We start from the raw sequence: 24,120 nt of genomic DNA, 5'->3' as shown, positions 1-24,120 counted from the left end.
CTCACAGCCACTCGACAAACAGGCCGGTGAAAACCGCCAGGCCGAAGTAGTGGTTGTTGGCGAAGGCGGCAAGGCAGTCGTCGGCGCGGCGGCTGCGAATCAGGCGTTGCTGGTGCAGCGCGAAGCACGCGGCGACGGCCAGCCCGGCGTTGAAGAAAAGCCCCAGATCCTCGACGCGCCCGGCGGCGAACAGCAGCGCCAGCGCCGCCGCCTGGAACGCGCCGACCAGCCAGCGGTCGCGGTCGCCGGCCATCTCGCTGAACAAAATGGCGGTGGAGCGGATGCCGGCCTTGATGTCGTCGTCGCGGTCGGCCATCGCGTACATCGTGTCGTAGGCGACCGACCACGCCACATTGGCGGCGTAGAGCAGCCAGATCGGCGCCGGCGGAACAGTCTGCGCGTGGGCGACCCAGGCCATCGGAATCGCCCAGCCGAAGGCCAGCCCCAGATGCACCTGCGGCAGCGGGTGCAGGCGCTTCATCAGCGGGTAGGAGGCGGCCAGCGCCAGCGCGACGACGGCCATCAGCACCGTCGCCGTGTTGGTCATCAGCACCAGTGCGAACGCCGCCAGCGCCAGCACCGCGAACAGCGCCAGCGCCTCGCCGGGCCGCACGCGCCCGCTTGCAATCGGGCGGGTGCGCGTTCTTGCAACCAGCGTGTCCAGTTTGCGGTCGGCGTAGTCGTTGATGACGCAGCCCGCCGAGCGCATCAGCACGACGCCGGCGGCGAAAATCAGCAGCAGGCTTCTGGCGGGGGGGCCGTCGGCGGCGAACCACAGCGCCCACAATGTCGGCCACAGCAGCAGGTAGATGCCGATGGGGCGGTGCAGGCGCGCCAGTTCCGCGTACAGTTTCAGTTTGCCGAACATGCCGTCAGGCGCCGGCTTGCAGCGTAATCCGGATGATGCTGTGCCCCGGCGGCAGTTGTCCGGCGGCGGGTTGCCCGCTTTCAAGCAGCGCCCGGATTTGCAGCGCCTCGGTGCGCGCCAGGTTGTCCACCGTGACTTCAATCGAGTCGGGGCGCATGTCCGCCCGCGGCTTTTCGTTGTTGAAGCGCTTCATCGCGCCGGCCATCAGCCGCAGTTCGGTCTTCATCCGCAGTTTTTCCGACAGTTTGAAACGCGCGCGGTTGAGTTTCAGGCGGGTCAGCAGCGTGCCGGCGAGCCGCGCGAGGCGTTCGATGTCGTCGCTTTCCAGCCGCAGTTCGCGCCGCGCAAGCCAGGTGCGTTGGCCGCTGCGGCTGTCGTAGCGCTGCACCGCCTGCGGGTTGGACGCCGACATCTTCACATTCGGGTAGGCGGCGCGGTGCGACAGCGCCCAGTCAATCGCGGTGTCGGCGTCGGCGGACGCGCCCTGCCGCCCCGGGCTTTGCGCCTCGGCGACAAGCAGCATCTCGGCGATGTCGTTCCCGACCCTTTTTTGCGCGGTGATTGAGAAGGCGCCGGCGGCCTGCGCCGCGCACGGCAGCGCCGGCACGAGCGCCAACATAAAAGCCAGCACAAAAGCCAACACAAAGGCCGGCGTGCACGGGAAAGGGTTCGGGCGGCGGCGCCGCTGCCGAGCGCGAGTCACGCCGTCCGCAGGGGGGCGGTTACAGTTGGGCCATGTAATAGACGGCCACCATGATGGCGATACCGACGACAATGGCGGTGGCGCGATAAATGTTCATGATGCAATCTCCATGACAGTGTGTGTAGTGTGTGAAAGCGGCGCGGTTTCTCCGGCGCCGGACGGATACTATAAAGAATGGCCGCCGCTTTATCAACAAATTGTCAACGGCGGGCCGGCGGCGGGGCGGGGGCCGCCGCGCGCCGCCGTTATTCGCTGAGTATTCTGAACGAGCGCGAGTGGAACTCGCGGCGGTAGAGCACCAGCACGACCCACGCCGTGGCGCCGATGAACAGCACCGGGTGCAGAAACCAGCCGAGCGCGGCCAGCGCGAAGAAGTAGGCGCGCAGCCCGTTGTTGAACTGGCTTCCGGCGAGGCTGTAAAGCCGCCCGATGCGTTGGGTTTCGGTGAGTTTCTCCGGCGTCAGTTCATCGTCGGGCGGAATCGAGCCGACCAGGATCGCGCAGTAGTTGTAAAGCCGGTAGCACCACGCGAACTTGAAGAAGGAATAGACGAAGATGACGACCATCATCAGCACCTTCAATTGCCACAGTATCGGCGACACCTTGACGCCGAACGGCAGCCCCGCCACCACCGCGATGGCCTCGTCGGTGGCGCCGAGTATGGCCAGCAGGCCGCCGACCATCAGGATGGAAGTCGAGGCGAAGAACGCCACGCCGTTGGCGAGCGAGCCGTGTATCATCGTGTCCACCATGCGCATCACGCCGCGCAGCGCCATGTTGCGCATCCACATCTGGCGGCGTTCGTTGATCAGCGCGCTGGCGCTGCGCCTGGCCCAGCGCGTGTGGTCGGCAATCCACACATAGCCGAACCAGCACAAGATAAACCAGCCAAAGGCGGCGATGTCGAGCAGCGTCAGGTCGGGAATGGTGAACATGGGGCTTGCGGTTGAATCTGCCCGCATATAGTAGCATTTGCCCGCATCGGATTGCCGGATGCCCGCCGGAAATGACGCACATTCGCGCCGCGCGCCTTGCCCGTTCGTCGGCGGAGGGCTACCATTTGTCGGGTGGGCGGCCCCGGCCTCCGGCAATGCGCCATCATGCAGCAATGGATACTCCAGAACCCCTGACCGGCCCGATGGCCGACGCCCGCCGGATTCTTCAGAACGTTTTCGGCCACCCCGGTTTCCGCTTGCAGCAGGAGGACGCCATCGCCGACCTGCTGGCCGGGCGCGATGCGCTGGTGCTGATGCCCACCGGCGGCGGCAAGTCGCTGTGCTACCAGATACCGGCGATGGTGCGCGGCGGTGTCGGCGTTGTCATCTCGCCGCTCATCGCGCTGATGAAAGACCAGGTGGATGCGCTGCGCCAGTCCGGTGTGCGCGCCGCCTGCCTGAACTCGGCGCTGGATTGGCATGAAATCCGCGAGGCCGAGGCCGCGGTCGAGGACGGCGCGCTCGACTTGCTCTACATCGCGCCGGAACGCCTGCTGCAAGCGCGCACGCTCGACTGGCTCGACGCGCAGCGCCTGTCGCTGTTCGCGATAGACGAGGCGCATTGCGTGTCGCAGTGGGGGCACGATTTCCGCGAGGAGTACCGGCAACTGTCGGTGCTGCGCGAGCGCTACCCCGGGGTGCCGCGCATCGCCCTGACCGCCACCGCCGACGCGCCGACGCAGCGCGACATCATCGTGCAACTGCAACTGTCCGACGCGCGTGCCTATCGCAACAGTTTCAACCGCCCCAACATCCGCTACACAATCCGCGACGGCGAAAACAGCCGCGAGCGCCTGTGGCAATTCCTCGCCGGCCGGCACCCGAACAACGCCGGCATCGTCTATTGCCTGTCGCGCCAGAAAGTCGAGGAGACCGCCGCGTGGCTCAGCGGGCGCGGGCGCTGCGCGCTTGCGTATCACGCCGGCCTGCCCGCCGAAACCCGCCGCAGGCACCAGGAGCGCTTCCTGCGCGAGGACGGCGTCATCATCGTCGCCACCGTCGCCTTCGGCATGGGCATAGACAAGCCCGATGTGCGCTTCGTCGCCCACCTGTCGCTGCCGAAGAGCATCGAGGCGTACTACCAGGAAACGGGCCGCGCCGGGCGCGACGGCCTGCCCGCCGACGCCTGGATGAGTTACGGCATGAAGGAAATCGTCATCTTCCGCCAGTGGCTGCGCGAGTCGCAGGCGGGCGAGGACCACAAGCGCGATGCCCACCGCAAACTGGAGGCCATGATCGGCCTGTGCGAACTGACCACCTGCCGCCGCCGCGCCATCCTCGAGTATTTCGGCGAGACCGCCGCCGCCGCGTGCGGCAACTGCGACAACTGCCTGGAGCCGCCGCAAACCTGGGACGGCACCGAGGCCGCGCAGAAGGCGATGTCGTGCGTGTACCGCACCGGCCAGCGTTTCGGCGTTCATTACCTGGTCAATGTGCTGCTCGGCAAAAGCGACGAGCGCATCCGCCGCTTCAATCATGACCGCCTGAGCGTGTTCGGCATCGGCGCCGGCCACAGCGCCGCGCAATGGCGCTCCATTTTCCGCCAGTTGGTGGCCGGCGGCTGCCTGATGGTGGACACGGAACGCTACGGCGCACTGCGCCTGACCGACGAGGCGCGCCCGGTGCTGCGCGGCGAACGCACGCTGCGCCTGCGCGAGGCACACCGCGCCGCCGCCCGCCCCGCCATCGCCCGCTCCGCCGAGGCGCCGCCAATCGCGCCCGGCGACGAGGCGCTGTGGGAGGCGCTGCGCGCACTGCGCCTGAAACTCGCGCAGGAACAGGGCGTGCCGCCCTATGTCGTCTTCCACGACGCCGTCCTGCGGCAAATGGCGCACCTGCGCCCGCAAGACAAAGACCAACTGGCCGCCCTCTCCGGTGTCGGCGAATACAAACTGCAACGCTACGGCGATGATTTCCTCAATGCGGTCCGCCAGCACCCGCGACCCGAAGCGGGGCCGGAAAGCGAGGCGCCGTAAGGATATGTATAGAAATACGCGAAAAGTATCTATTGGGGCAGGGGATATGTATAGAAAGTATCTATTGGCGCCCATGATATGTATAGAAATTCCGAAAAAGTATATATTTGCCCTGCGCTTATGTATAAAAAGTATCTACTTCCCAATCAGAAATATATAAAAAACAAGAAAAAGTATATATATCAGGATTTGTGACGTATAATAATCCGTATAAACTATATCTTTGAAAAGAGAGACAGCCCGGATGACCCCCGACCCCCTGTACAACCCTGAAACCCCGTGGAACCGCCTCCCGGGCTTGCCGCCCAAGGCGGACATTGAGCCCCCGGAGGTGCTCAGGGCCTGCATTGCGGCCAGAGCCGAATTGGCACGTGTCGGCGCCCTGGGCGAGGGGCTGCCGAATCAGGCCATCCTGGTGGATGCCATCCCGCTGCAGGAGGCGCGCAGCAGTTCCGAGATTGAGAACATCGTCACCACCGGCGACGCCCTTTACCAGGCGCTGGCGTCCGGCGATGAAGATTCACAGATGGACCCCAACGCCAAGGAAGTGCTTCGTTACCGCGAAGCGCTGTGGGCCGGTCTCGGCAGTTTGCAGAAACGCAAGACTCTGGACATTGCACTGTTTGAAAGCATCTGCTCGCTCATCCGGGGCATGGATGTGCAGGTGCGCCGTGACGAGGTGTCCATCGGCGCCCCGGATATCGGGCTGGTGGTGTACACCCCGCCCGGCGGCGAGCATGTTGGCAGGCTGCTTTCCAATCTGGAGGGCTTTCTCAACGACGACAGCGACGGAGTGGATCCGCTGGTAAAAATGGCGGTCGCGCATTACCAGTTCGAGGCGATACACCCCTTCATGGACGGCAACGGCCGCACCGGACGCATTCTGAACATCCTCTACCTGTGCCGGCGGGGGTTGCTCCAGTCGCCGACCATTTATCTCAGCCGCTATTTCATTGAAAACCGGGCGGACTACTACCGGTATCTGCGCGAAGTGACCGAGGCCGGCAACTGGACTCAATGGATTCTGTACATGCTGGCCGCGGTCAAGGAAACTTCCCGCGACACGATAGCCAGAATAGAGAAAATGCGGGACCTTGCCGATGAAATGGCGGAGCGCGCGAAAGGAAAGACCCGCGCCGCCGAACGCGAGGGGTTCATGGAAATTCTGTTCAAGTGGCCCTACTGCAAGATTGGAATTATGGAGCGCGAACTGCCATGCAGCCGCATCACGGCCAAACGCTATCTGGATGACATGGTGACCCTGGGCTTGCTGGCCCGCATCAAGATTGGGCGCGTATATTATTATGTGAACGAGCGGCTGGCTGACCTGCTGGGGGAATAGGGCGGGCATCCTGAAAACCCGCAGCCGGCAAATGCCGAAGTTTTGTCGGGTATCTGCGCGCTCTGGCGCTCCCCGCTACTTAATCCGCTGATAAAAACCCCCTCCGGCGCCGACATAGCCTTCCAGTTCCAGCATCAGCAGCATGGCCGACACCTGTTCCACTGGCAGGTTGGTGCGTTCGACGAGTTCGTCCACGGTGGTTTGTTCAAAGCCCATTTGGTCCAGCAGCGCCAGGTGTTCGGCGTCGAGGGAGTCGGGCGGCGCGGTCTCGGAGAGGACGAGTTCGGCGTTGGGCGCGTCCTGCCGCCGGCCCTGCCGGTGTTCGGGTTTCAGCAGGTGTTCGATTTGCGGTTTCAACTCAATCAGCACATCGCCGGCGTCCGCGATCAGTTTGGCGCCCTGTTGTATCAGGCGGTGGCAGCCTTTCGCCAGCGGGTTGCGCGGCGAGCCGGGCACCGCGAACACCTCGCGGCCCTGTTCGCCGGCGAGGCGCGCGGTAATCAGCGAGCCGCTGCGCTCGCCGGCCTCGACGACGACGACGCCTAACGCAAGGCCGCTGATCAGGCGGTTGCGGCGCGGGAAATGGCCCGGCAGCGGCCCGATGCCGCACGGAAACTCCGACACCAGCGCGCCGCGTTCGGCCATCGCCTGCGCCAGTTTCTTGTTCTCCGCCGGGTAGATGATGTCCTGGCCGGTCGCGATGACGGCAATCGTCGGCTTGCCAGCGTCGAGCGCGCCGTGGTGCGCGCACGCATCAATGCCGCGGGCGAGGCCGCTGGTCACCAGCAGGCCGCTGCCGGCCAGTTCGCGCGCGAGATGCCGCGCGTTTTCGCGCCCCGCCGGTGTCGGGCGGCGCGAGCCGACAATCGCAATCTGCGGCTCGCCAATCAGCGAGGCGTCGCCCTTGACGAACAGCAGCGGCGGCGCGTCTTTCAGCGGCAGCAGTTGCGGCGGATAGCCGTCGCCGCCGAATGTGACCATCGTGTGCGCGGGTTCTTCAAGCCACGCCAGGTCGGCCTCTATCAGCGCCGGGTCGGGTGCGCGCAGAAAGCGTATCGTCTCCTGCGCCAGCCCGGCGCGCGCCAGTTCGCCGCGCCCGGCGCTGAACAGCGCGGCGATGCCGCCGAAGTGTTTCAGCAGGCCAAGCAAGCCCACGGCGCCAAGCCCCGGCGCGCGGCTGGCCAGCAGCCATTGTTCGGTGTTGTTGTCCATGCCTTGTGGTTCCGGATAAAGTTGTGCCTGTTGTTTTTTGTGTTGTTCCATTTGTTGTTTTGCCGCCGTTTAGCACGCGGCGGCGTGCCGCCCGGCGCATCGTGCGCGCGGCGGGCCGTGCGGAAGGGGGCGTTAGAATTTCCCCGCCGGCTACTATAAAATACCGGCATGGCGAAACTCAAAATCCTGACCTATCCGGACCCGAGATTACGCAAAAAAGCAACCCCGGTGGAGTCTTTCGGCGACGAAACGGCCCAAATAGTGGACGACCTGCTCGAAACCATGTACGAGGCCAAGGGCATCGGCCTCGCGGCGACGCAGGCCGACATCCAGAAGGCCATCCTCGTGGTGGACATTTCCGCCGACCGCGACCGGCCGCAGTGCCTGATCAACCCGCAAATCATCGAGTCGCACGGCGTTGAGGAAATGGAGGAAGGCTGCCTGTCGGTTCCCGGCATCCACGCCAAGGTGAAGCGCGCCGAGCGCATCCGCGTGCGCGCGCAGGACCGCGACGGCGCGGCGCACGAGTTCACCGCCGACGGCCTGCTCGCGGTCTGCATACAGCATGAGATGGATCACCTGCGCGGCAAGTTGTTTGTGGACTACCTGTCGGCGGAAAACCGCCGCCGCGTGCTTGAGGAAGTCAAGCGAATCAAGCGCACCGGCAAAGTGCCGGTGCGTGAAGAAGTGCCTTACGAACTGGTCTGAGCCGCCGCGAGCGCCGGTGCCCACCTGTCGGATTGTCTTTGCCGGAACGCCGGATTTCGTGCTGCCGGTGCTGGAGGCGGCGCGCTCGTCGCGCCACGAACTGGCCGCCGTGTACACCCGCCCCGACCGCCCGTCCGGGCGCGGGCGCAAGTTGCGTCCCGGCCCGGTAAGGCAATACGCCGAGCGCCACGGCCTGGCGCTTGAACAACCGGCGGTTTTCGACGCCGAAGCCGACCGCCGCCTCGCCGACCACCGCCCCGACCTGCTGCTGACGATGGGCTACGGCCTGCTGCTGCCGGTGCCGACGCTGGCGCTGCCGGCGCTGGCCTGCGTCAATGTTCACACCTCGCTGCTGCCGCGCTGGCGCGGCGCCGCGCCCGTCGCCAGGGCAATCGAGGCGGGCGACGCGCAAAGCGGCGTCAGCCTGATGCGGATGACCGAACAACTCGACGCAGGCCCCGTCATCAGCCGCCGCCCGTGCGCGATTGACGGCGACGACACCGCCGCCGCGCTGTCGCGCAAATTAGGCGAACTGGGTGCGGGCATGGTCGTTGAGTTTCTCGAACAACTCAGCGCCGACGCCGCGCAGGCGCTCGACGCCGGGCCGCAGCCGCCCGATGGCGTGTGCTACGCCGCGAAACTGCAAAAGCGCGAAGCCTGGATAGACTGGCGCGATTCGGCGGCGGCCATCGCCCGCAAGGTGCGCGCGCTGAACCCGTGGCCGGTCGCGCAGGGGCGCCTCGGCGAACAGGTGTTGCGCATCTGGCGGACCGAGGTGTGCGCCGGCGGCGGCGCGCCCGGGCAGGTGGTGGAGGCGTCGCCGGCGCCGGTCGTCGCCTGTGGCCGCGGCGCGCTGCGGCTGCTGTCGGTGCAGTTGCCGGGCGGCAAGCCGGTCAGCGGCGCCGCGTTTGCCAACGGCCACCGCGTCGCCGGGCGGCATTTCGAGCCGCAGCCTGCGGATTCAGCGGCGGATTGAACAGCAGATTGATTGGGGCCGGTGCTGTTATAATCCGCTCCGTCATGCTGTCCGCCGGTTTTCGATTGTTCACGGTGCTGCTGCTGGTTCAGGCCGTGCAGGCCCAGGTCGCGCAGGCCCAGGAGGGCGCGCGCGAAGCCGCGCCCGCCGCCGAAGCCGACGGCGGCGGCATCACCCTTGGCGACATTGATTCAGGCGAGCGCGACGGTTTCATCCGCTTTGACGCGCAGGCCGACTACCAACTGCCGGCGGCGCTGATTGCGGCGATGAACCGCGACACGCAACTGGTGTTCGTCACCCAGATACAGGTGCTCGGCGAACGCCGCTTTCTGCCCGCCCGGAAAATCGCCCGCCTGCAACTGCGCCGCCGCATCGGCTACCACTCGCTGACGCGCAAATACATCGTGGACGACCTGACCTTTGCCAGGCAGGCGGCCTTCAACTCGCTCGACGACGCGCTCGACCACCTCGGGCGCTACCGCGGCATCCGCGTTATCGAGAAGGCGTTGGCGGCGGGGTCGGGCGCCACGCATGTCCGCATCCGGGTGCGGCTGTCGCGCGCCGATTTGCCGCTGCCGATGAAGGCGCAAAGCCTGCTGCCGGACTGGTGGCTGGTCTCGGACTGGTACCGGTGGCCGCTGTAACCGCAACCGCGGCGCCCGTCTTCGCCGCGCGCTGATTCCGGCGCCTGCTTCGCCAGCGGCAAATCGGCGCGCCGGCGGCACGGCGGAAATACGATGAAAGTCATCATTCTCGGAGCCAACCACTTCGGCGTGTCGCTGGCGCTGAACCTGATCGAGGAAGACAACGATGTCACGCTGATAGACGAGAACCCCGCCCGCCTGCACGACATTCAGCACCGTTTTGATCTTCGCACCCTCGTCGGGCGCGGCTCGCACCCGGATGTGTTGCAACGCGCCGACGCCGACGACGCCGATGTGCTGATTGCGCTGGCCGAGGAGGACGAGGTCAACATCATCGCCTGCCGCATCGCCCACACCATCTACAACATTCCGACCAAGATCGCGATGGTCAGGACGCGCGCCTACCTGGACGAGCGCGAACGGCTGTTTGGCCGCGACGCGATACCGATTGATGTGCTGGTCAGCCCGGAGCAGGTCGTGTCGCGCAACATCAGCCTGCTGATCAATCACCCGGGCGCGCTGCAAATCGCCGAGTTCGGCGGCGGGCGCCTGCAACTGGTGTGCGCCGTCGCGCGCGAGGGCGGGCGCCTGCCGGGGCGGCGCATGGACGAACTGCCGCAGATACTGCCCGGCCTGCCGATTCGCATCGCCGCCTTCTACCGCGGCGACCGCGCTGTCTTCCCGGACGGCGACACGCGGCTGCAAGCCGGCGACGAGGTGTTTTTCATCGCCCCGAGCGGCCAGATGGACGAGGTCACCGCGGCGCTCGGATGGAAGGAAAAGCTCTACCGCAGAATCATCATCGCCGGCGGCGGCCACATCGGCTCGCACCTGGCCGAACTGCTGCAGGACGACCACCATGTCAAACTGATCGAGGCCGACGAGCAGCGCGCGCGCCTGCTGGCCGAGCGCCTCGACCGGGTCGTGGTGCTGCACAACAACGCCACCAGCGAGGCCGTGCTGCTCGAGGAAAACATCGCCCACACCGACATGTTCTGCGCGCTGACCAGCGACGACGAGGACAACATCCTGTCGGCGATGCTGGCGAAACAACTGGGCGCGCGCAAGGTGCTGGCGCTGATCAACCGGCCAAGTTATGTCGAGATGATACGCGGCAGCCGCGTCGGCATTGACATTCCGCTGTTCGCGCAGCAGGCGTCGCTCGGCCAGTTGCTGCGCCACCTGCGCAAGGGCGACACCGTGGCGGTGCATTCGCTGCGCCGCGGCCAGGCCGAGGCGCTGGAAATCGTCGCCCACGGCGACGCGCGCACATCGCATGTCGTCGGGCGCAGCGTCGGGCGCCTGCGGCTGCCGCCGGGCGCGGTCATCGGCGCCATCGTGCGCGGCGAGGAGGTCGTCATGGCGTCGCGCGAACTGGTGATCGAGTCGAACGACCATGTGGTGATTTTCGCCGACAGGAAAAAGCGCATTCCCGACATCGAGAAACTGTTCCAGGTCAGCGCGACATTCCTGTGATGCACCTGCTTCCGGTCCAGCGCGTGCTGGGCATTTTGCTGATGTTGTTCAGCCTGACGATGCTGGCGCCGGCGGCGGTGGATTTGTGGTACCGCGAAAACAGCGCGCAGCCGTTCACCGTCTCGTTCGCCGCCATCCTCGCCGCCGGGCTGCTGGCGTGGCTGCCGGCGCGCCGCTGCCGCGCGCCCCTCAACCTGAAGGAGGCGTTTTTGATTGTGGTGCTGTCGTGGGCCATCCTGTGCGCCGCCGCCGCGCTGCCTTTCTACCTGCTGCCGCACCCCGGCCTGGCGCTGCACGACGCCGTTTTCGAGGCCGTCTCCGGCCTGACGACGACCGGCGCCACAGTGTTGCAGAACCTTGATTCGCTGCCGCGCGCGGTGCTGTTCTACCGCCAGTTCCTGCAGTGGCTGGGCGGCCTCGGCATCATCGTCATCGCGATTGCGATTGCGCCGGTGCTCGGCATCGGCGGCATGCAGTTGTACCGCACCGACCTGCTGTCCACCGCGCGCGACACCAAGTTGATGCCGCGCATCGGCGACACCGCGCGCGGCCTGCTGAACATCTACCTGCTGCTGACCGCGCTGTGCGCCTTGGCCTACTGGCTGGCCGGGATGTCGGTGTTCGATTCGGTGGCGCACGGGTTTTCGACGATGGCCATCGGCGGCTTCTCGACGCACGACGCCAACCTCGGCTATTTTGCCGAACAGCCGGCGGTGCTGGTCGTCGCCATGGTGTTCATGCTGATTGCCGGCATGAACTTCAGCCTGCACTTCATCGCCTGGCGGCGGCGTTCGCTGCTGGCCTACTGGAAAGACACCGAGTGGACGGTGTTTCTGTCGGTCGTCGGCGTGATTGCGCTGGCGACGGTCGCCTACCTGCTGGCTGTGGGCAACTACGACGACGCCGGCGATTCGGTGCTGCTGGGCGCCTTCCACGCCGTCTCCATCACGACGACGACCGGCTTCACCGCGGCGCCGCACCATGCGTGGCCGGGGTTTGTCCCGATGCTGCTGCTGTTGGCGAGTTTCATCGGCGGCTGCGCCGGCTCGACCGGCGGCGGCATGAAGGTCATCCGCTTCTGGCTGCTGCTGAAGCAGGGGCTGGGGGAGATGGCGCAACTCGTCCACCCGGACGCGAAGATACCGGTCAAGGTCAATCACAAGGCGCTTGATGTCAAGGTTGTCCAGGCGGTGTGGGGGTTTTTCTCGGCCTATGTCGGCTCGCTCATCATCATCTACCTGCTGCTGATGGGCGCCGGGCTGGACCAGGAAACCGCCTTTTCGGCGGCGGCGGCGGCCATCAACAACCTGGGGCCGGGGCTGGGCGAAGTCGCGCAGCACTACACCGGCCTCAACGCCTTCTGCAAGTGGGTTCTGTCGTTTTCGATGCTGCTCGGGCGGCTGGAAGTGTTTGCGCTGCTGATTGTTTTCACGCCGATGTTCTGGCGGAAATAATGCGCCGGGATAGACCGGCGGCCCGATGATGTAGTATCCTTACCGGCGCGGCCCCGCCGAGGCGGGGCGTTTGTCATTTATTTCAACCATAAACTTCAGGGAGAACCAGGGGGAGAACACAGTGAACAAGAATTTCAAATTGAAAAAGTCGAGCAGGCTTGTTTCTGCGGCGCTGGCGGGCGGTTTGGCCGTCACCGGGGCCGCCGCCGCCGAGGAGAACGTGTTTGCCGCGAGTGAACTGCCTTCCGGCTACATGGTGGCCGACGCCCACGGCGGCGAAGGCAAATGTGGCGAGGGCAAGTGCGGCGAAGGCAAATGCGGCGAGGGCAAACGCGGCGAAGGCAAGTGCGGCGAAGGCAAATGCGGCGAGGGTAAATGTGGCGAGGGCAAGTGCGGTGAAGGCAAATGCGGCGAGGGCAAGCGCAGCGGGGGCGGCTTTTTCCAGTCCTTCATGGAATTCTTCGGCATGGGCAAGGACGACAGTGAAGGCAAATGCGGAGAAGGCAAGTGCGGGGAAAACAAGGAGTAACCCGGAGAGGGTAATCCGGGCCTGACCCGGCGACTGTCAAACTGCCTCCCCCGCCGGGGAGGCAGTTTTTTTTGTGCCTGCGCCGGGCGGCCCGCCCGGGCGCTCAGGCGCTCAGTAAGCCAGTTCCACGCGCCTGTCCAGCGCGCCGCCCTGGCCCTTGTCTTCCGAGGCCGCCTGTTCCTCGCCGTGACTGATGGTCTCAATCTGCGAGGCGGACACCCCCATCTGCATCAATATCTGCGCCACGGCCTGCGCCCTGTGCATCGCCAGCCGCTGGTTGTACTGGCCGGACGCGACCGAATCCGTGTGGCCTTCCAGGCGGACGGTTGCGCCCGGGTTGGCCATCAGGTATTGCGCGTGCAGTTGCAGCAGGTTCAGGCTGCCGGCGGGGACGGTCGTGCTTTTGTACTCGAAATACACCGAGGCGCGGTTCGGGGCGCCTGTCGCCTGCATCCGCCGCTCCTTCGGCGCGGCTTTTGACATCGGGCGCTCGCCGGCGGGCTCGTCGCCGACTTCGTCCTCGAATTCGTCTTCGAATTCATCCTCGAATTCGTCTTCAAACTCGTCGTCGAACTCGTCTTCGAATTCATCCTCGCCGTCATCCTCGAATTCCTCATCCTCGATGTCTTCCATTTCCGCCACTTCTTCCTCGTCGTCCTCATAGAACCAGTCCCAGGTTTTGGACAGGGTGGAACATCCCGCGAGGGAAAATGCCATCAGAATGCTGATAAAAAGTCTTTTTATATCCATTGGTTTCCTTCTTCCTGATTGGGGGCGCGACTCTTGCGCGGCGCCTTTTGTGTAAGGATTCTGGTAGTATAATCCATTATAGCGCGCTTCAATAAAAGCCCGAAAACGCCCGCCGTCGGCGGCGGCGCGGGCCGCAAGCGGGGGAACCGGCATTGTTCAAGGCACTCAAGAGAATTCTGCACCTTCTGGGGCGGCGCGGCACCCTTCAGGTGGGCGGCCTTTCCCTCGTGCTGCTGTCCGGCACCGCCCTGCAATTTCTGCCGATTGTCGTGGTGCTGCCGATCATCCGCCTGATTACCCGGCCCGGCGAACCGCTGTCGCCCCGGCTGCTGGAAGTGATTCCCGACGGCTGGCATGAACCCATCAACCACATTCTGACCCAGACCGATTATCAAACGCTGGTCATCAGCATGGTTTTGTTCGCGGTGGTCGTGACGCTGGTCGAGGGGTTCGTCTCCATCGGCCTGAACAATCTCAATCATTTCTTTCTGTTCAGGAAAAAACTGGCCCTGGCGAAAAAGATGTTTCGCAGGTATCTGGCCACCCCCAGAATCAGCCACCGGGACCCCGTCAACGACATCGAGTTCGGCAGCCAGTCCCTCGGGGCAATACTGGGAGGCGCATTGGGCCTGTTCCAGAACGGCGTTTTGTTCCTGGCCTCGTTTGCCGCCATTGTGTTCCTGTTTCCGCTTCCCGGGCTGGCCGGATTTGTCTTCCTGATAGTCACCGCCGTGCTGCTTTTTCTGGTCATCAACCCCTTTCTGGCGGCCTTCGGGGAAGAGAAAATAAGGGCGCTTGAGAAAAAACGATTCGGCCTCAGCGATGAAATGATGGCCGTCAAGGAAATCAAGGTTCTCGGGCGCGAAAAACATTTTTACGACAGTTTTGTCGAAAACGCGACGATACGCGAGAGGAATGAGCGGATAAGGAACACCATCAGCCACTCTTCAGGCACCTTGTTTGCAAGTTTGCGTTTTTTGAGCCTGCTCGCCGGTTTCTTTGTCGCCTTGTGGCAGGGCCTGCCCAGCACCGCGCTGGTTTCCTTCCTGTTCGCCTACACCATCGTCGTGATGAGGGCCGGCGGCTACCTGGGAGGCATCCTTGGCATCATGATTGACATAAAAACACAGGTTAGCCGGTTCAACCTGTCTTATGACACGATGGAAAAACTGAACGAGGAGCACGAGATGGAGACCGACGAGATGCTGGATTTCGACGAAAGCATCGAATTGAAGGAAGCGTCGTTCCGCTATGACACGGAGCGCGACATCGTGCTCGACCGGCTGAACCTGCGGATAGAGAAGGGGGCGTGCATCGGCATCATCGGCAAGAACGGTTGCGGCAAAACAACGCTGATTGATCTTCTGACGGGCCTGGCGAAGCCCACCGGCGGGTCGCTGCTGATTGACGGCCTTGAACTGACCGATGCGCGCCTCCGCAGCTGGCAACGGCGGATCGGCTATGTGGTTCAGAACCCGCACATCATAGACAACACCATCCTCGCCAACATCACGCTGGGCCTCAATCCGGATGAAGTGGACAGGGAGCGTTTGCGCGAGGCGGTCGAAACCTCGAAACTCGATGAAATCATCCGCCAACTGCCCGACGGCATGGACACCGTTGTCGGTCAGAAAGGCTCGAAACTCTCCGGCGGCCAGGCGCAGCGCCTCGGCATCGCGCGCGCGCTGTACCGGGATGTGGATGTCATCGTGCTCGACGAGGCGACGAAGTCCATTGACCCCCAGACGGAGGCGGAGATTATTGGCAACATCACCCGCATGAAGAAGGAAAAAACCATCATCATGGTCACGCACAAACTGCAAACGCTGCAACAGTGCGACAGAATCTACATGCTGGAAGGGGGGCGCGTCGGCAGGCAGGGAACCTACCGTGAGGTGGTCGAGGACGACCGGCAACTCCGCCACGACATTGAAAGCGCCCGCAAGCCGCCCGGCGCGGCGGCGGGGAGCGGGGCCGGCGCGGCGCCGGAAGTCGCCTGACCGCCGGCGCCCGGCGCCCTACTTCTCCCACTCGCGCAGAATCGGCGGTTCGCGCTTCTCCGCCAGCAAGTCCGCCGCCGCCTCTTCGCTGTCCGCAAAAACAATCTTGACGGTGCACTCGCTGTCCGCCGGCAGTTCCGCGCGCATCGCCCGCGCCCGCTTTTTCGCCTCCGGGAAGGCGTCGAGGCGGGTGATGTATTCCAGCGCCGCCAGCCCGGCGCGCCGGTGGATTTTGTACAGAAAATACGGCATCGTGCCCGGCCCTGCGTTCAGTTCTTCTCCGGAACAAGCGGCGCGCCGCCGACCGGAAAATAATGGAACCCGAGTTCGCGCATCCGCGACAACTCGCACAGGTTCCTGAAATCATACACGACGGCCCCGCGCATCGCGCTTTTGACGCGCCCCCAGTCGAGCGCCGCAAACTCCTCCCAGTCGGTGTGCACAACCAGCGCGTCGGCGCCCGCCGCCGCGTCGAGGGCGCTTGTGCAGTATTCCACATCGCGCAGCAGGCGCCGCGCCTGGTCCATGCCGGCGGGGTCGAAGGCTTTCACCGCCGCGCCGCCGCGCAGCAGGCCGGCGACCAGGTCGAGAGCGGGCGAACACCGCACATCGTCGGTGTCGGCCTTGAAGGCAAGCCCCAGCACCGCGACGGTCTTGCCGGACAGGCCGCCGAGCGCGCGCCGCACCCGTTCCGCCAGGCCCTGCTTGCGGGCCTCGTTTGAGCGCACGACGCTTTCCAGTATCGGCAGCGCCACATCGTGCCCGCGCGCGGCGGCCAGCAGCCCGAGCGTGTCTTTCGGAAAGCACGAGCCACCGAACCCCGGCCCGGGCCGCAGAAAGTCGGCGCCGATGCGCGGGTCCAGGCCGATGCCCGCGGCGACCTCGCCGATGTTCAGCCCCAGCGCCTCGCACAAATCGGCGATTTCGTTGACGAGGCCGACTTTGGCCGCAAGAAAGGCGTTGGCGCCGTACTTGATTAACTCGGCGCCGGCGCTGCTCGTGTGCACAAATTCAACACCCTGCGCGGCCAGTGGCCGGTAGAGGTCGCACAACACATCGCGGCCCGCGGCATTGTCGGCGCCGATGACAACGCGGTCGGGGCGCATGAAGTCGTCCACCGCCCGCCCTTCGCGCAGAAACTCGGGATTGGACACCACATCAAATTGTGCGGCAAGCGGCGCCGCACCGCCATCCCGCGCCATCGCCTGCGCCACCGCCTCGCGCACCGCGCCGCAGGTGCCCACCGGCACGGTGGATTTGACGGCGACCACCGTGTGCCCGCCAAACGCCGGCACCGCATCGCCCGCCGCCGCCAGCACCGCCGACCGGTCGGGGCGCCCGTCGTCGCCGGGCGGCGTATCCACCGCGATGAAGACCGCCTGCACAGGCGCCCGCGCCTGCGCGGCGCGCGCATCGTCGCAGCGGTCGGTGAAAAACAGCCGCCCGTCGCGGACATTGGCCGCAATCAGCGGTTCCAGGCCCGGCTCGTGAATCGGCACATCGCCGGCGTTGAGGCGGCGTATCTTGCCGGCGTCAATGTCCACGCAGGTTACGCGGTTGCCCCACTGCGCGAAGCAGGCGCCGCAAACCAGCCCGACATAGCCGGCGCCGACAACGACGATGTTCATGCCGGGTGCGCCGGTCATGCCGCAAGCGGCGGAATCAGGTCTGCCGCCTGCCGTGATAGAGATTCACGACATGCTGCGCCTCGGCGAAGAACAGCCAGCGCTCGATGAAGATGCCGGCGAGCGCCAGCGCCAGCGCCGACAGCGCCGCGGGCCGCACCGCCAGCGCCTGTGCGAGGCCGCCGAGCATCAGCAGCGCCGGCAGCGCAAAGCCCAGCAGGAAGACGCACCAGCGCAGCAGCACGCGCCTTTCGCGCGCCAACTGGAAGCCGAATTCCTCGGTCAGAAAAGTCCCGGCGCCGTGCCCGACATCCAGCAGGCGCACATTGGCGCGCGTGAACCCGGTCGCCGTGTTGATGGTCGGCCCCTGCGGCGGCGCAATCCATGCGTAGTAAGCCAGTTTCACCAGCGCGCCGGCGGCCAGCAGGCCGAGCGCAATCTCCATCTCGTAGGCGCTGACCGGGCCGCCCGCAAGGTCTTGCAGCGCCAGCATCAGCAGGTGGCCGGTCATCAGCGCCAGCACGACATAATTGACCGGCGTCAGCGGCGTGTGCCACTGGCGGATGGTCTTCAGGCATGCGTAAATCATGCCGGTCGAGAACACCGTGGCCAGCGCAATCAGGCCAATCAGCAGCGACACCGCCACCCACACCGGGTTGTCGAGGGCGTTGCCGCGCGCCCACCACAGCGCCGTGTAGGCGAGCGCCAGCGGATAGAAGACGATGGCGAGCACAGCCTCGCGCGCCAGCCACGAAGTTTTGAAACGGCTGAACGCGCGCCACGCATTCTTCGGGTTGGCGAGATGCAGCGTCGAGGAAACCAGGCCTAACGTCGTCAGCACGAGGCCGGCGGCGCACGCCAGCAGCGCCGCCTCCGTCTGCGGCCTGCCGAACAGCCCGGCGACGGACAGCACAATGAACAGCCCCAGCCCGGCGCCGGAGACGACCGTGAAAAAAATGATGGACAGGGCCGGTTGCATGGCCTCGGTGTCCGCCGCCCGCCGTGCGCCGGCGGCCTACCGGGCCACCGCCCGGTTGACCCAGTTCTTGACGCGCTCCGCCAGACCGCCGCCGTTGCCGCCATCGCCATCGCCGCCGCCGGCGCCTGCGGGCGCGTCGTGGGGCGGCACCTGCGCGGCCTTGCGCGGTTTCAGGTAGAGATTGGTCGGGTTGTAGCCGAGTTCCGGCATCAACTGCCCGCCGTCGCGCTCGCGCACCAGCGTCGAGACTTCGGAGTCGGGGTCGTCGAGGTCGCCGAAAAATCTCGCGTGGGTCGGGCAGGTCAGCACGCAGGCCGGCTGGCGTTCCGGTTCCGGCAGTTCCTCGTCGTAGATGCGGTCAACGCAAAGCGTGCATTTTTTCATCACGCCGTCCTCGCGGTCGAGTTCGCGCGCGCCGTACGGGCACGCCCAGGCGCAGTAGTTGCAGCCCATGCACTTGTCCTGGTCCACCAGCACGATGCCGTCCTCGGGACGTTTCCACGAGGCGCCGGTGGGGCACACGGTTACGCAGTCGGCGTCTTCGCAATGCATGCACGACATCGGGAAGTGAACGGTCTTGCTGTCGGGATAGTCGCCGACCTCGTAATGGCGGATGCGGTTGAACCACACGCCGGAAGGGTCCTTGCCGAAGGGCCGGTAGTCGGACAGCGGCCCGGTCGTGCCGGATGTGTTCCATTGCTTGCACGCCACCGCGCAGGCGTTGCAGCCGACGCAGGTGTCGAGATCAATGACCAGCCCCAGTTTCATTCGCCCCTCCTCAGGATGTCGTGAAAAGCGCGCTGCAGATTGACCGCCCGGTGCGTCTGGTAGCGCAGCGGCGGCTGGCGCGCGGCATCGCCGTCCTTGCCGAACAGCGGCCAGGTGCGCCCGTCGCCGTCTTCGGCGGGGGTGATTTTAACCCGCAGGTCGTACCACGCCGCCTGGCCGGTGATTGGGTCGGAGTTGCTGATGTTGGCGCCGTCGCCGTTGCCGCCATCGCCGTTGCCGCTGGCGCGCGGCAGCAGTTCGCTGATCAGGTGGTTCATCAAAAAGCCCTGGTTGGACTCGTTGGCATCGGCGGAAAGGCCCCAGGTGCCGCGTTCCTTGCCGATGGCGTTCCATGTCCACACGGTGTTTTCCTGCACGCCCTCCATCAGCCGCACGCGCACGCGCACGCGCCCGTTGCGCGATTCCATCCACACCCACGACATGTCCTTGATGCCCATGCGTTCGGCCTGCGCGCGGTTCATGTACAGCAGGTTGTGCGTGTGGATTTGCCTGAGCCACGCATTTTGCGAATCCCACGAGTGATACATCGCCATTGGCCGCTGCGTGATGGCGTAGAACGGGTATTCGCCGGGTTCGGTCAGCGACTGTTCAAGCGGCTGGTAATGGAAAGGCAGCGGGTCGAAGAAATGCCGGATGCGCTCGCGCTGGTATTCGTGCGCCGGCTGCGGGCCGTCGTACAGCCCCTGCGCGGCGAGGCGGAATTTCTGCAATGGCTCGGAATACAGTTCAATGACAATCGGCTCGTCGCTGGCGTTGAAACCGGCCTCTTTTGCGAACGCCAGATAGTCCTTGTTGGCGAAGCGGTAAAAGCGCATCCGCTCCGGCAGTTCGTGGTGAAAGAAACAGCCGTTGTCGATGTATTTCTGCCACTGTTGCGGGTTCGGCGCACCGCGCAGCGACTGTTCGCCGTTCTCGCCGCGCCAGCCGGCCAGAAAGCCGATGCCGGGGGCCTTCTCGAAGCGCACGATGAAGTCGCGGTAATCGCTGTATTTGGGGCTGCCGTCGTCGTTGGTGAACGCCGGGAATTTCAGGCGCCCGGCCAGTTCCACCATCACCTCCTGCCACGGCCTCGCGTCGCGGTCGGGTGCGAGCACCGGCGCGCGGATGGAATCGCACACCGCGTCGGGTTCGGAAATCGGGCGGTCGAGCAGCGAGATGGCGTCGTAACGCTCCAGGTAGGTCGTGTCCGGCAGCACCAGGTCGGCGAAGCGCACCATCTCCGAGTCAAAGGCGTCAATGACGACCAGAAACGGTATCCTGTATTCGCCGCCGGCGTCCTTCGCCTTCAGCATCTCGCGCACGCGCGCGGTGTTCATCGTCGAGTTCCAGGCCATGTTGGCCATGAACATCATCAGCGTGTCCACCGGGTAGGGGTCGCCGTTGACGGCGTTGGTGATGACCATGTGCATCAGGCCGTGGTTGGCGAGCGGCGCGTCCCACGAATAGGCCTTGTCAATACGCAAAGGCCGCCCGGCATCGTCCACCGCGAGGTCTTCGGGGCAGGTCGGGAAGCCGAGCGGCGGCGACGCCAGCGGCTGGCCCGGCTCGGTGCGGGTCGCGGGTTTCAGCGGCGGCGGGATGTGGCGCGGGAAAGGCGCCTTGGCGCGGTGGCCGCCGGGGCAGTCAATCGCGCCCAGCAGCACCTGCAGGAAGTGAATCGCGCGGCAGGTGTGAAAGCCGTTCGAGTGCGCCGAAACGCCGCGCATCGCGTGCATGGACACCGGGCGTCCGATGAACTTGTCGTGTTTGCGCCCGGCAAAGTCGGTCCATTCGCACTTCACCTCAATGGTCTCGCGGAACGCGACCTGCGCCATTTCAAGCGCGAGGCGTTCAATGACATCGGCGCCGATGCCGCACACCCTGGCGGCGTTGGCGGGCGCGTAGCGCGGGTCGAGGTATTTTTCGGCGAGCAGCGTGAACACGGTTTTCGCGGTTTCGCCGCGCGGCGTCGTGTATTCGCCGAACAGCGCCGGCTGCGTGCCGGTGCGAAGGCCGTCGGCGACCGCGCCCGCCGCCATGTCCCACACCTGCGGGCGGCCTTCGCTGTCGCGGCAAATCAGGCCGTCGCCTTTCTCGCCGGGCTTTTGCGCGACCAGGTACGGCGCGTTGGTGTAGCGAATCAGGAATTCCCAGTCAAACAACTCGCGTTCAAGCAGCACATGAATCATGGACAGCGCCAGCATCGCGTCGGTGCCGGGCTTGATGGGCAGCCACTCGTCGGCGATGGACTGGTAGCCGGTGCGCACCGGGTTGACGGCGACGAACTTGCCGCCGCGCCGCTTCAGTTTTTCAAGGCCGATCTTGATCGGGTTGGACGAATGATCCTCGGCCACGCCCCACAGCACGAAGTATTTGGTGCGCTCCCAGTCGGGGTCGCCGAATTCCCAGAACGAATGGCCCAGCGTGTAAAGCCCCGCCGCCGCCATGTTGACCGAGCAGAAACCGCCGTGCGCGGCCCAGTTGACGGTGCCGAACTGCTGCGCCCACAGCCCGGTCAGCGCCTGCATCTGGTCGCGGCCCGTGAAATAGGCGAGTTTTTTCGGGTCGGTGGCGCGGATTTTCTCAAGGCGCGCGGCGAGGATGTCGAGCGCGCGCTGCCAGGTGATTTCCTCAAACTCGCCGTCGCCGCGCTCGGCGCCGGGCTTGCGCAGCAGCGGCGCGCGCAATTTCGCCGGCGACATCTGCTTCATGATGCCGGCGTTGCCCTTCGCGCACAGCACGCCGCGGTTGACGGGGTGGTCGGGGTTGCCCTGGATGAAACGGATTTTGTCGTTCTCCAGCGTTACCTTGATGCCGCAGCGGCACGCGCACATGTAGCAGGTGGTGTATTTCACCTGCTGCGCCGCGTGGTCCTCAAAGCGCGGCAGCACGGCGCCTTCGGTGGCGCTTTCGGTGGTGCCTTTGATGGCGCTCCTGGTGGCGCTTTCAGCAGTGTTTTCGGGCTTGGCCGCCATGAATTTCCGTTGTGTGCGAATGTGATGTGGCCGCGTGGCCGGGGGTGGCAGTGTATAACAGAAAAGCGGCGACGGACAATATGACGGGTGGGTGGGGGTGGGTCAGTTGGCGCCGGTCCAGTCGGCGCACAGCACCTCGGCCTGTTCTAAATTGTTTTCATTCATACCTTTAGGCACTGCCCCGTATTTCCTTCCGGGTTTCTCGGTTTTCAGGCAATCAGTCTTCGCCCATCCGCAGTTTGGCGCTGTTTGCGGTGCGGACAATCGCATCCAGTTTCTCGCGGATTTCCGGGTCAATCTCGTCTTCGGACACATGTTCGGCGAGCTCGTAGAAACTTTTTTTGGCCATCAGGTTTGGCAGGCCGAGTTTCTTGAAGTAAGCATCAAAAAGAGGAGTCAGAAACTCGTCGCTTACCTTGGTGTCGGCATCCCAGGGAGAGCCCTTGCCCAGTTTCGTCATTGCTTCGGTAATTTCTCCGATGGCTTCGTGCATGGCCGCTGTGCGTTCTTCGATCTCAGCAGGAGAGAATAAAGACCCAAAAATATCCGCGTGAGCAGACGCCTGAACATATCTCTCTAGGGTTGTCTGGGAGCACAGATAGTTTTCAATCTCGCGTTGTTTCCACATCCGGCAGTCAATGTGCTCTATCTTGGGCATTCCGGCTTCCAACCGGTCAAAAATAGCCGCAGCCTTCAAGTCTGGAAGTGCTTCCCGAAGGCCGTAGTAATGCCGTTCAGCATCTTTTGGCCTGTTCCCCACATAGTGCACAAAAGGCTTCCGAAGCAGTTTAACTGCTTCATCATGCCCGAGACGGCGGGCAAAAGCCTGAAGAATTGCGAGGTCTGTGGAGCCTTCAAGATAGAGAACCCAGCCGGTTTGTTCCGCCTGATAGTACTGCTCAAAGCCGATTTCCCTGAGGGCTTTCAGAACCTGGCTTTTGCGGTCGTCAATCCGGTGCGGTTTTCCGACAAAGGCGATGACCATGTCCCTGTCCGCCGCCTCATTGAGTAGAACCTCGGAATGGCTTGCCGCGATAATCTGGCTGCTGCTGTCTTTGGCAACATCGGTGATTAACTTATAGTTTTGGCGCTGCCGGAGAATCTCAAGATGTGCGTCAGGCTCGTCCAGCAACAGCACTGCGCCAGGGTTCGCATACATATAAGTCAGCAGAAGAAGAGTTTGTAGCAGGCCCCGTCCGCCGGATGACAGGTCAAGTTCAACGGCCTGCTCCCGGTAACTCATCGTAATTTCGTCGCGTTCCCGGCCATAGTTCACCACACCCAGCTCCACCCCAAAGAGATTCTGTGTCTCGGTTTTAATCCTTTCCCATTTATCAGGCCAATTCTCTTGGATACGGTAGCAGAGATTGCGCAGAACCTCGGCTGTCCGGCCATCGCCGATTCGAGCATTCATTGCGCCATCGTAGAGATGTGTTTCCGTAGCCAGGATGCCGGACATTGGAGGGAGAAAAGCGATTTGTGTGGCTTCCGCCTCAGGTGGAACCAGCATGCGTTTATCATCTTTAAGGCGCAAAGGGCGGCAGTAAAAGGACTCCGAGTTCGCGTAGTCAAATTCTAGGCCGCAGGTCCACTCCCGGCCTTCGGTGACTCCCTCGACGATGATGTCAATGCGGACATTGCTTGTCCGTTGTTTGCCACCGACTTTTCGTGTGTCTCTGACATGGAGTCCGCGCCACAGAAGATTGGCATCCGGGACGGGAATGGCGACAAGGTCCTGGCGGTTGACTGTCACGCCCGGGCGTTTCTTCGGCGTGTTTTTCTTTTTGGAACGTTTCTCATTCCACCGCTTAAGCCCAATATCCCAAAGCGCCAGCGCCTGCATGGCCGAGGTTTTGCCCGAGTTGTTCGGCCCGATGAACACGACGGGACTGCCCAGTTCAATTTCGACCTCGCCGAAGCGCTTGAAGTTGCGGATGGTAATCTTGGTCAGCATTGGAGTTGGCCCTCTCCGGGGGGTTGTTTTGGCTCACCGCCTTCGGGGGGCGGTGCGTCCCACACAATCATACTGCCATGCGCCCCCCGGCACAATCGCCGCCTCATGCCCTCAGCCAATGCGTTGCAGGTTTTGACAGAAAGGTTTCCACATCAATGCCGTCGCCGCCGACCAGCAGTTTGCGGA

Annotated in this window: 20 protein-coding genes; 9 read left to right on the top strand and 11 right to left on the bottom strand. The window is 64.4% G+C overall.

The features are described from left to right. Position 1: 1 nt before the first annotated feature. From ubiA to OXU50_02490, 3 genes are all read right to left on the bottom strand, one after another. The gene (ubiA, locus tag OXU50_02500) at positions 2-868 is read right to left on the bottom strand and encodes a 4-hydroxybenzoate octaprenyltransferase (GenBank protein ID MDD9868754.1); all 867 of its coding nucleotides are present in this window, start codon (positions 866-868) and stop codon (positions 2-4) included. A 4-nt stretch (positions 869-872) separates the two neighbouring features. Continuing rightward, positions 873-1,508 carry a hypothetical protein gene (locus OXU50_02495; protein MDD9868753.1) on the bottom strand — a complete coding sequence of 212 codons (636 nt, stop codon included), beginning with the start codon at positions 1,506-1,508 and terminating at the stop codon, positions 873-875. Positions 1,509-1,816: 308 nt separating this feature from the next. Beyond that, entirely contained in the window at positions 1,817-2,506 is a 690-nt protein-coding gene (locus OXU50_02490) for a DUF599 family protein (GenBank protein MDD9868752.1), read from the bottom strand. A gap of 173 nt (positions 2,507-2,679) precedes the next feature. On the opposite strand from OXU50_02490, the gene recQ reads away from it, so the two are divergent. Further along, positions 2,680-4,542, top strand: coding sequence for a DNA helicase RecQ (gene recQ, locus OXU50_02485; protein MDD9868751.1), 1,863 nt, complete (start codon positions 2,680-2,682; stop codon positions 4,540-4,542). Between the two features lie 244 nt (positions 4,543-4,786). After that, positions 4,787-5,884 (top strand): Fic family protein, encoded by a 1,098-nt coding sequence (locus OXU50_02480; GenBank protein MDD9868750.1) that lies wholly within the window; start codon positions 4,787-4,789, stop codon positions 5,882-5,884. A gap of 75 nt (positions 5,885-5,959) precedes the next feature. Here the strand turns inward: OXU50_02480 and dprA are convergent, their stop codons facing one another. Then, complete coding sequence (gene dprA / locus OXU50_02475) at positions 5,960-7,096, bottom strand: DNA-processing protein DprA (GenBank protein ID MDD9868749.1); 1,137 nt, start codon at positions 7,094-7,096, stop codon at positions 5,960-5,962. Positions 7,097-7,264: 168 nt separating this feature from the next. Between dprA and def the strand changes: the two genes are divergently transcribed. The 6 genes from def to OXU50_02445 all read left to right on the top strand — a co-directional run bounded on the left by def (position 7,265) and on the right by OXU50_02445 (position 12,883). After that, on the top strand, positions 7,265-7,804 hold the full coding sequence (gene def / locus OXU50_02470; protein ID MDD9868748.1) for a peptide deformylase: 540 nt from the start codon (positions 7,265-7,267) through the stop codon (positions 7,802-7,804). A gap of 16 nt (positions 7,805-7,820) precedes the next feature. After that, positions 7,821-8,780, top strand: coding sequence for a methionyl-tRNA formyltransferase (gene fmt / locus OXU50_02465; protein MDD9868747.1), 960 nt, complete (start codon positions 7,821-7,823; stop codon positions 8,778-8,780). Then, positions 8,777-9,424: a DUF4390 domain-containing protein gene (locus tag OXU50_02460; protein MDD9868746.1), complete on the top strand. Its 648-nt coding sequence runs from the start codon at positions 8,777-8,779 to the stop codon at positions 9,422-9,424. The genes fmt and OXU50_02460 overlap by 4 nt, the downstream gene beginning before the upstream one ends. A 93-nt stretch (positions 9,425-9,517) precedes the next feature. Further along, positions 9,518-10,900: a Trk system potassium transporter TrkA gene (trkA, locus tag OXU50_02455; GenBank protein MDD9868745.1), complete on the top strand. Its 1,383-nt coding sequence runs from the start codon at positions 9,518-9,520 to the stop codon at positions 10,898-10,900. Continuing rightward, positions 10,900-12,354, top strand: a complete 1,455-nt coding sequence (locus tag OXU50_02450) for a TrkH family potassium uptake protein (protein ID MDD9868744.1) — start codon at positions 10,900-10,902, stop codon at positions 12,352-12,354. Before trkA ends, OXU50_02450 begins: the two co-directional genes overlap by 1 nt. A 121-nt stretch (positions 12,355-12,475) precedes the next feature. Next, a complete protein-coding gene (locus OXU50_02445) occupies positions 12,476-12,883 on the top strand; it encodes a hypothetical protein (GenBank protein MDD9868743.1) in 408 nt (135 codons plus the stop codon). Positions 12,884-12,994: 111 nt separating this feature from the next. On the opposite strand, the gene OXU50_02440 is transcribed toward OXU50_02445, so the two are convergent. Next, on the bottom strand, positions 12,995-13,633 hold the full coding sequence (locus tag OXU50_02440; GenBank protein MDD9868742.1) for an OmpA family protein: 639 nt from the start codon (positions 13,631-13,633) through the stop codon (positions 12,995-12,997). Positions 13,634-13,785: 152 nt separating this feature from the next. On the opposite strand from OXU50_02440, the gene OXU50_02435 reads away from it, so the two are divergent. Next, entirely contained in the window at positions 13,786-15,633 is a 1,848-nt protein-coding gene (locus OXU50_02435) for an ATP-binding cassette domain-containing protein (protein MDD9868741.1), read from the top strand. Between the two features lie 18 nt (positions 15,634-15,651). Here OXU50_02435 and OXU50_02430 read toward each other — a convergent pair whose 3' ends face one another. The 6 genes from OXU50_02430 to OXU50_02405 all read right to left on the bottom strand — a co-directional run bounded on the left by OXU50_02430 (position 15,652) and on the right by OXU50_02405 (position 23,934). Beyond that, entirely contained in the window at positions 15,652-15,885 is a 234-nt protein-coding gene (locus OXU50_02430; GenBank protein MDD9868740.1) for a hypothetical protein, read from the bottom strand. A 17-nt stretch (positions 15,886-15,902) separates the two neighbouring features. Next, a complete protein-coding gene (locus OXU50_02425) occupies positions 15,903-17,279 on the bottom strand; it encodes a UDP-glucose/GDP-mannose dehydrogenase family protein (protein ID MDD9868739.1) in 1,377 nt (458 codons plus the stop codon). A 16-nt stretch (positions 17,280-17,295) separates the two neighbouring features. Then, entirely contained in the window at positions 17,296-18,237 is a 942-nt protein-coding gene (locus OXU50_02420) for a dimethyl sulfoxide reductase anchor subunit (protein MDD9868738.1), read from the bottom strand. A gap of 36 nt (positions 18,238-18,273) precedes the next feature. Beyond that, positions 18,274-19,005, bottom strand: a complete 732-nt coding sequence (locus tag OXU50_02415; protein MDD9868737.1) for a 4Fe-4S dicluster domain-containing protein — start codon at positions 19,003-19,005, stop codon at positions 18,274-18,276. Beyond that, complete coding sequence (locus OXU50_02410) at positions 19,002-21,980, bottom strand: molybdopterin oxidoreductase family protein (protein MDD9868736.1); 2,979 nt, start codon at positions 21,978-21,980, stop codon at positions 19,002-19,004. Before OXU50_02410 ends, OXU50_02415 begins: the two co-directional genes overlap by 4 nt. Positions 21,981-22,197: 217 nt before the next feature. Next, entirely contained in the window at positions 22,198-23,934 is a 1,737-nt protein-coding gene (locus OXU50_02405) for an AAA family ATPase (GenBank protein MDD9868735.1), read from the bottom strand. Between the last annotated feature and the right edge of the window lie 186 nt (positions 23,935-24,120).

The organism is Gammaproteobacteria bacterium (assembly GCA_028817225.1).
GTDB lineage: Bacteria > Pseudomonadota > Gammaproteobacteria > Poriferisulfidales > Oxydemutatoraceae > Oxydemutator.
Note: the sequence above shows the minus strand (reverse complement) of the source record. Positions and strands in the feature narration are given on the sequence as shown.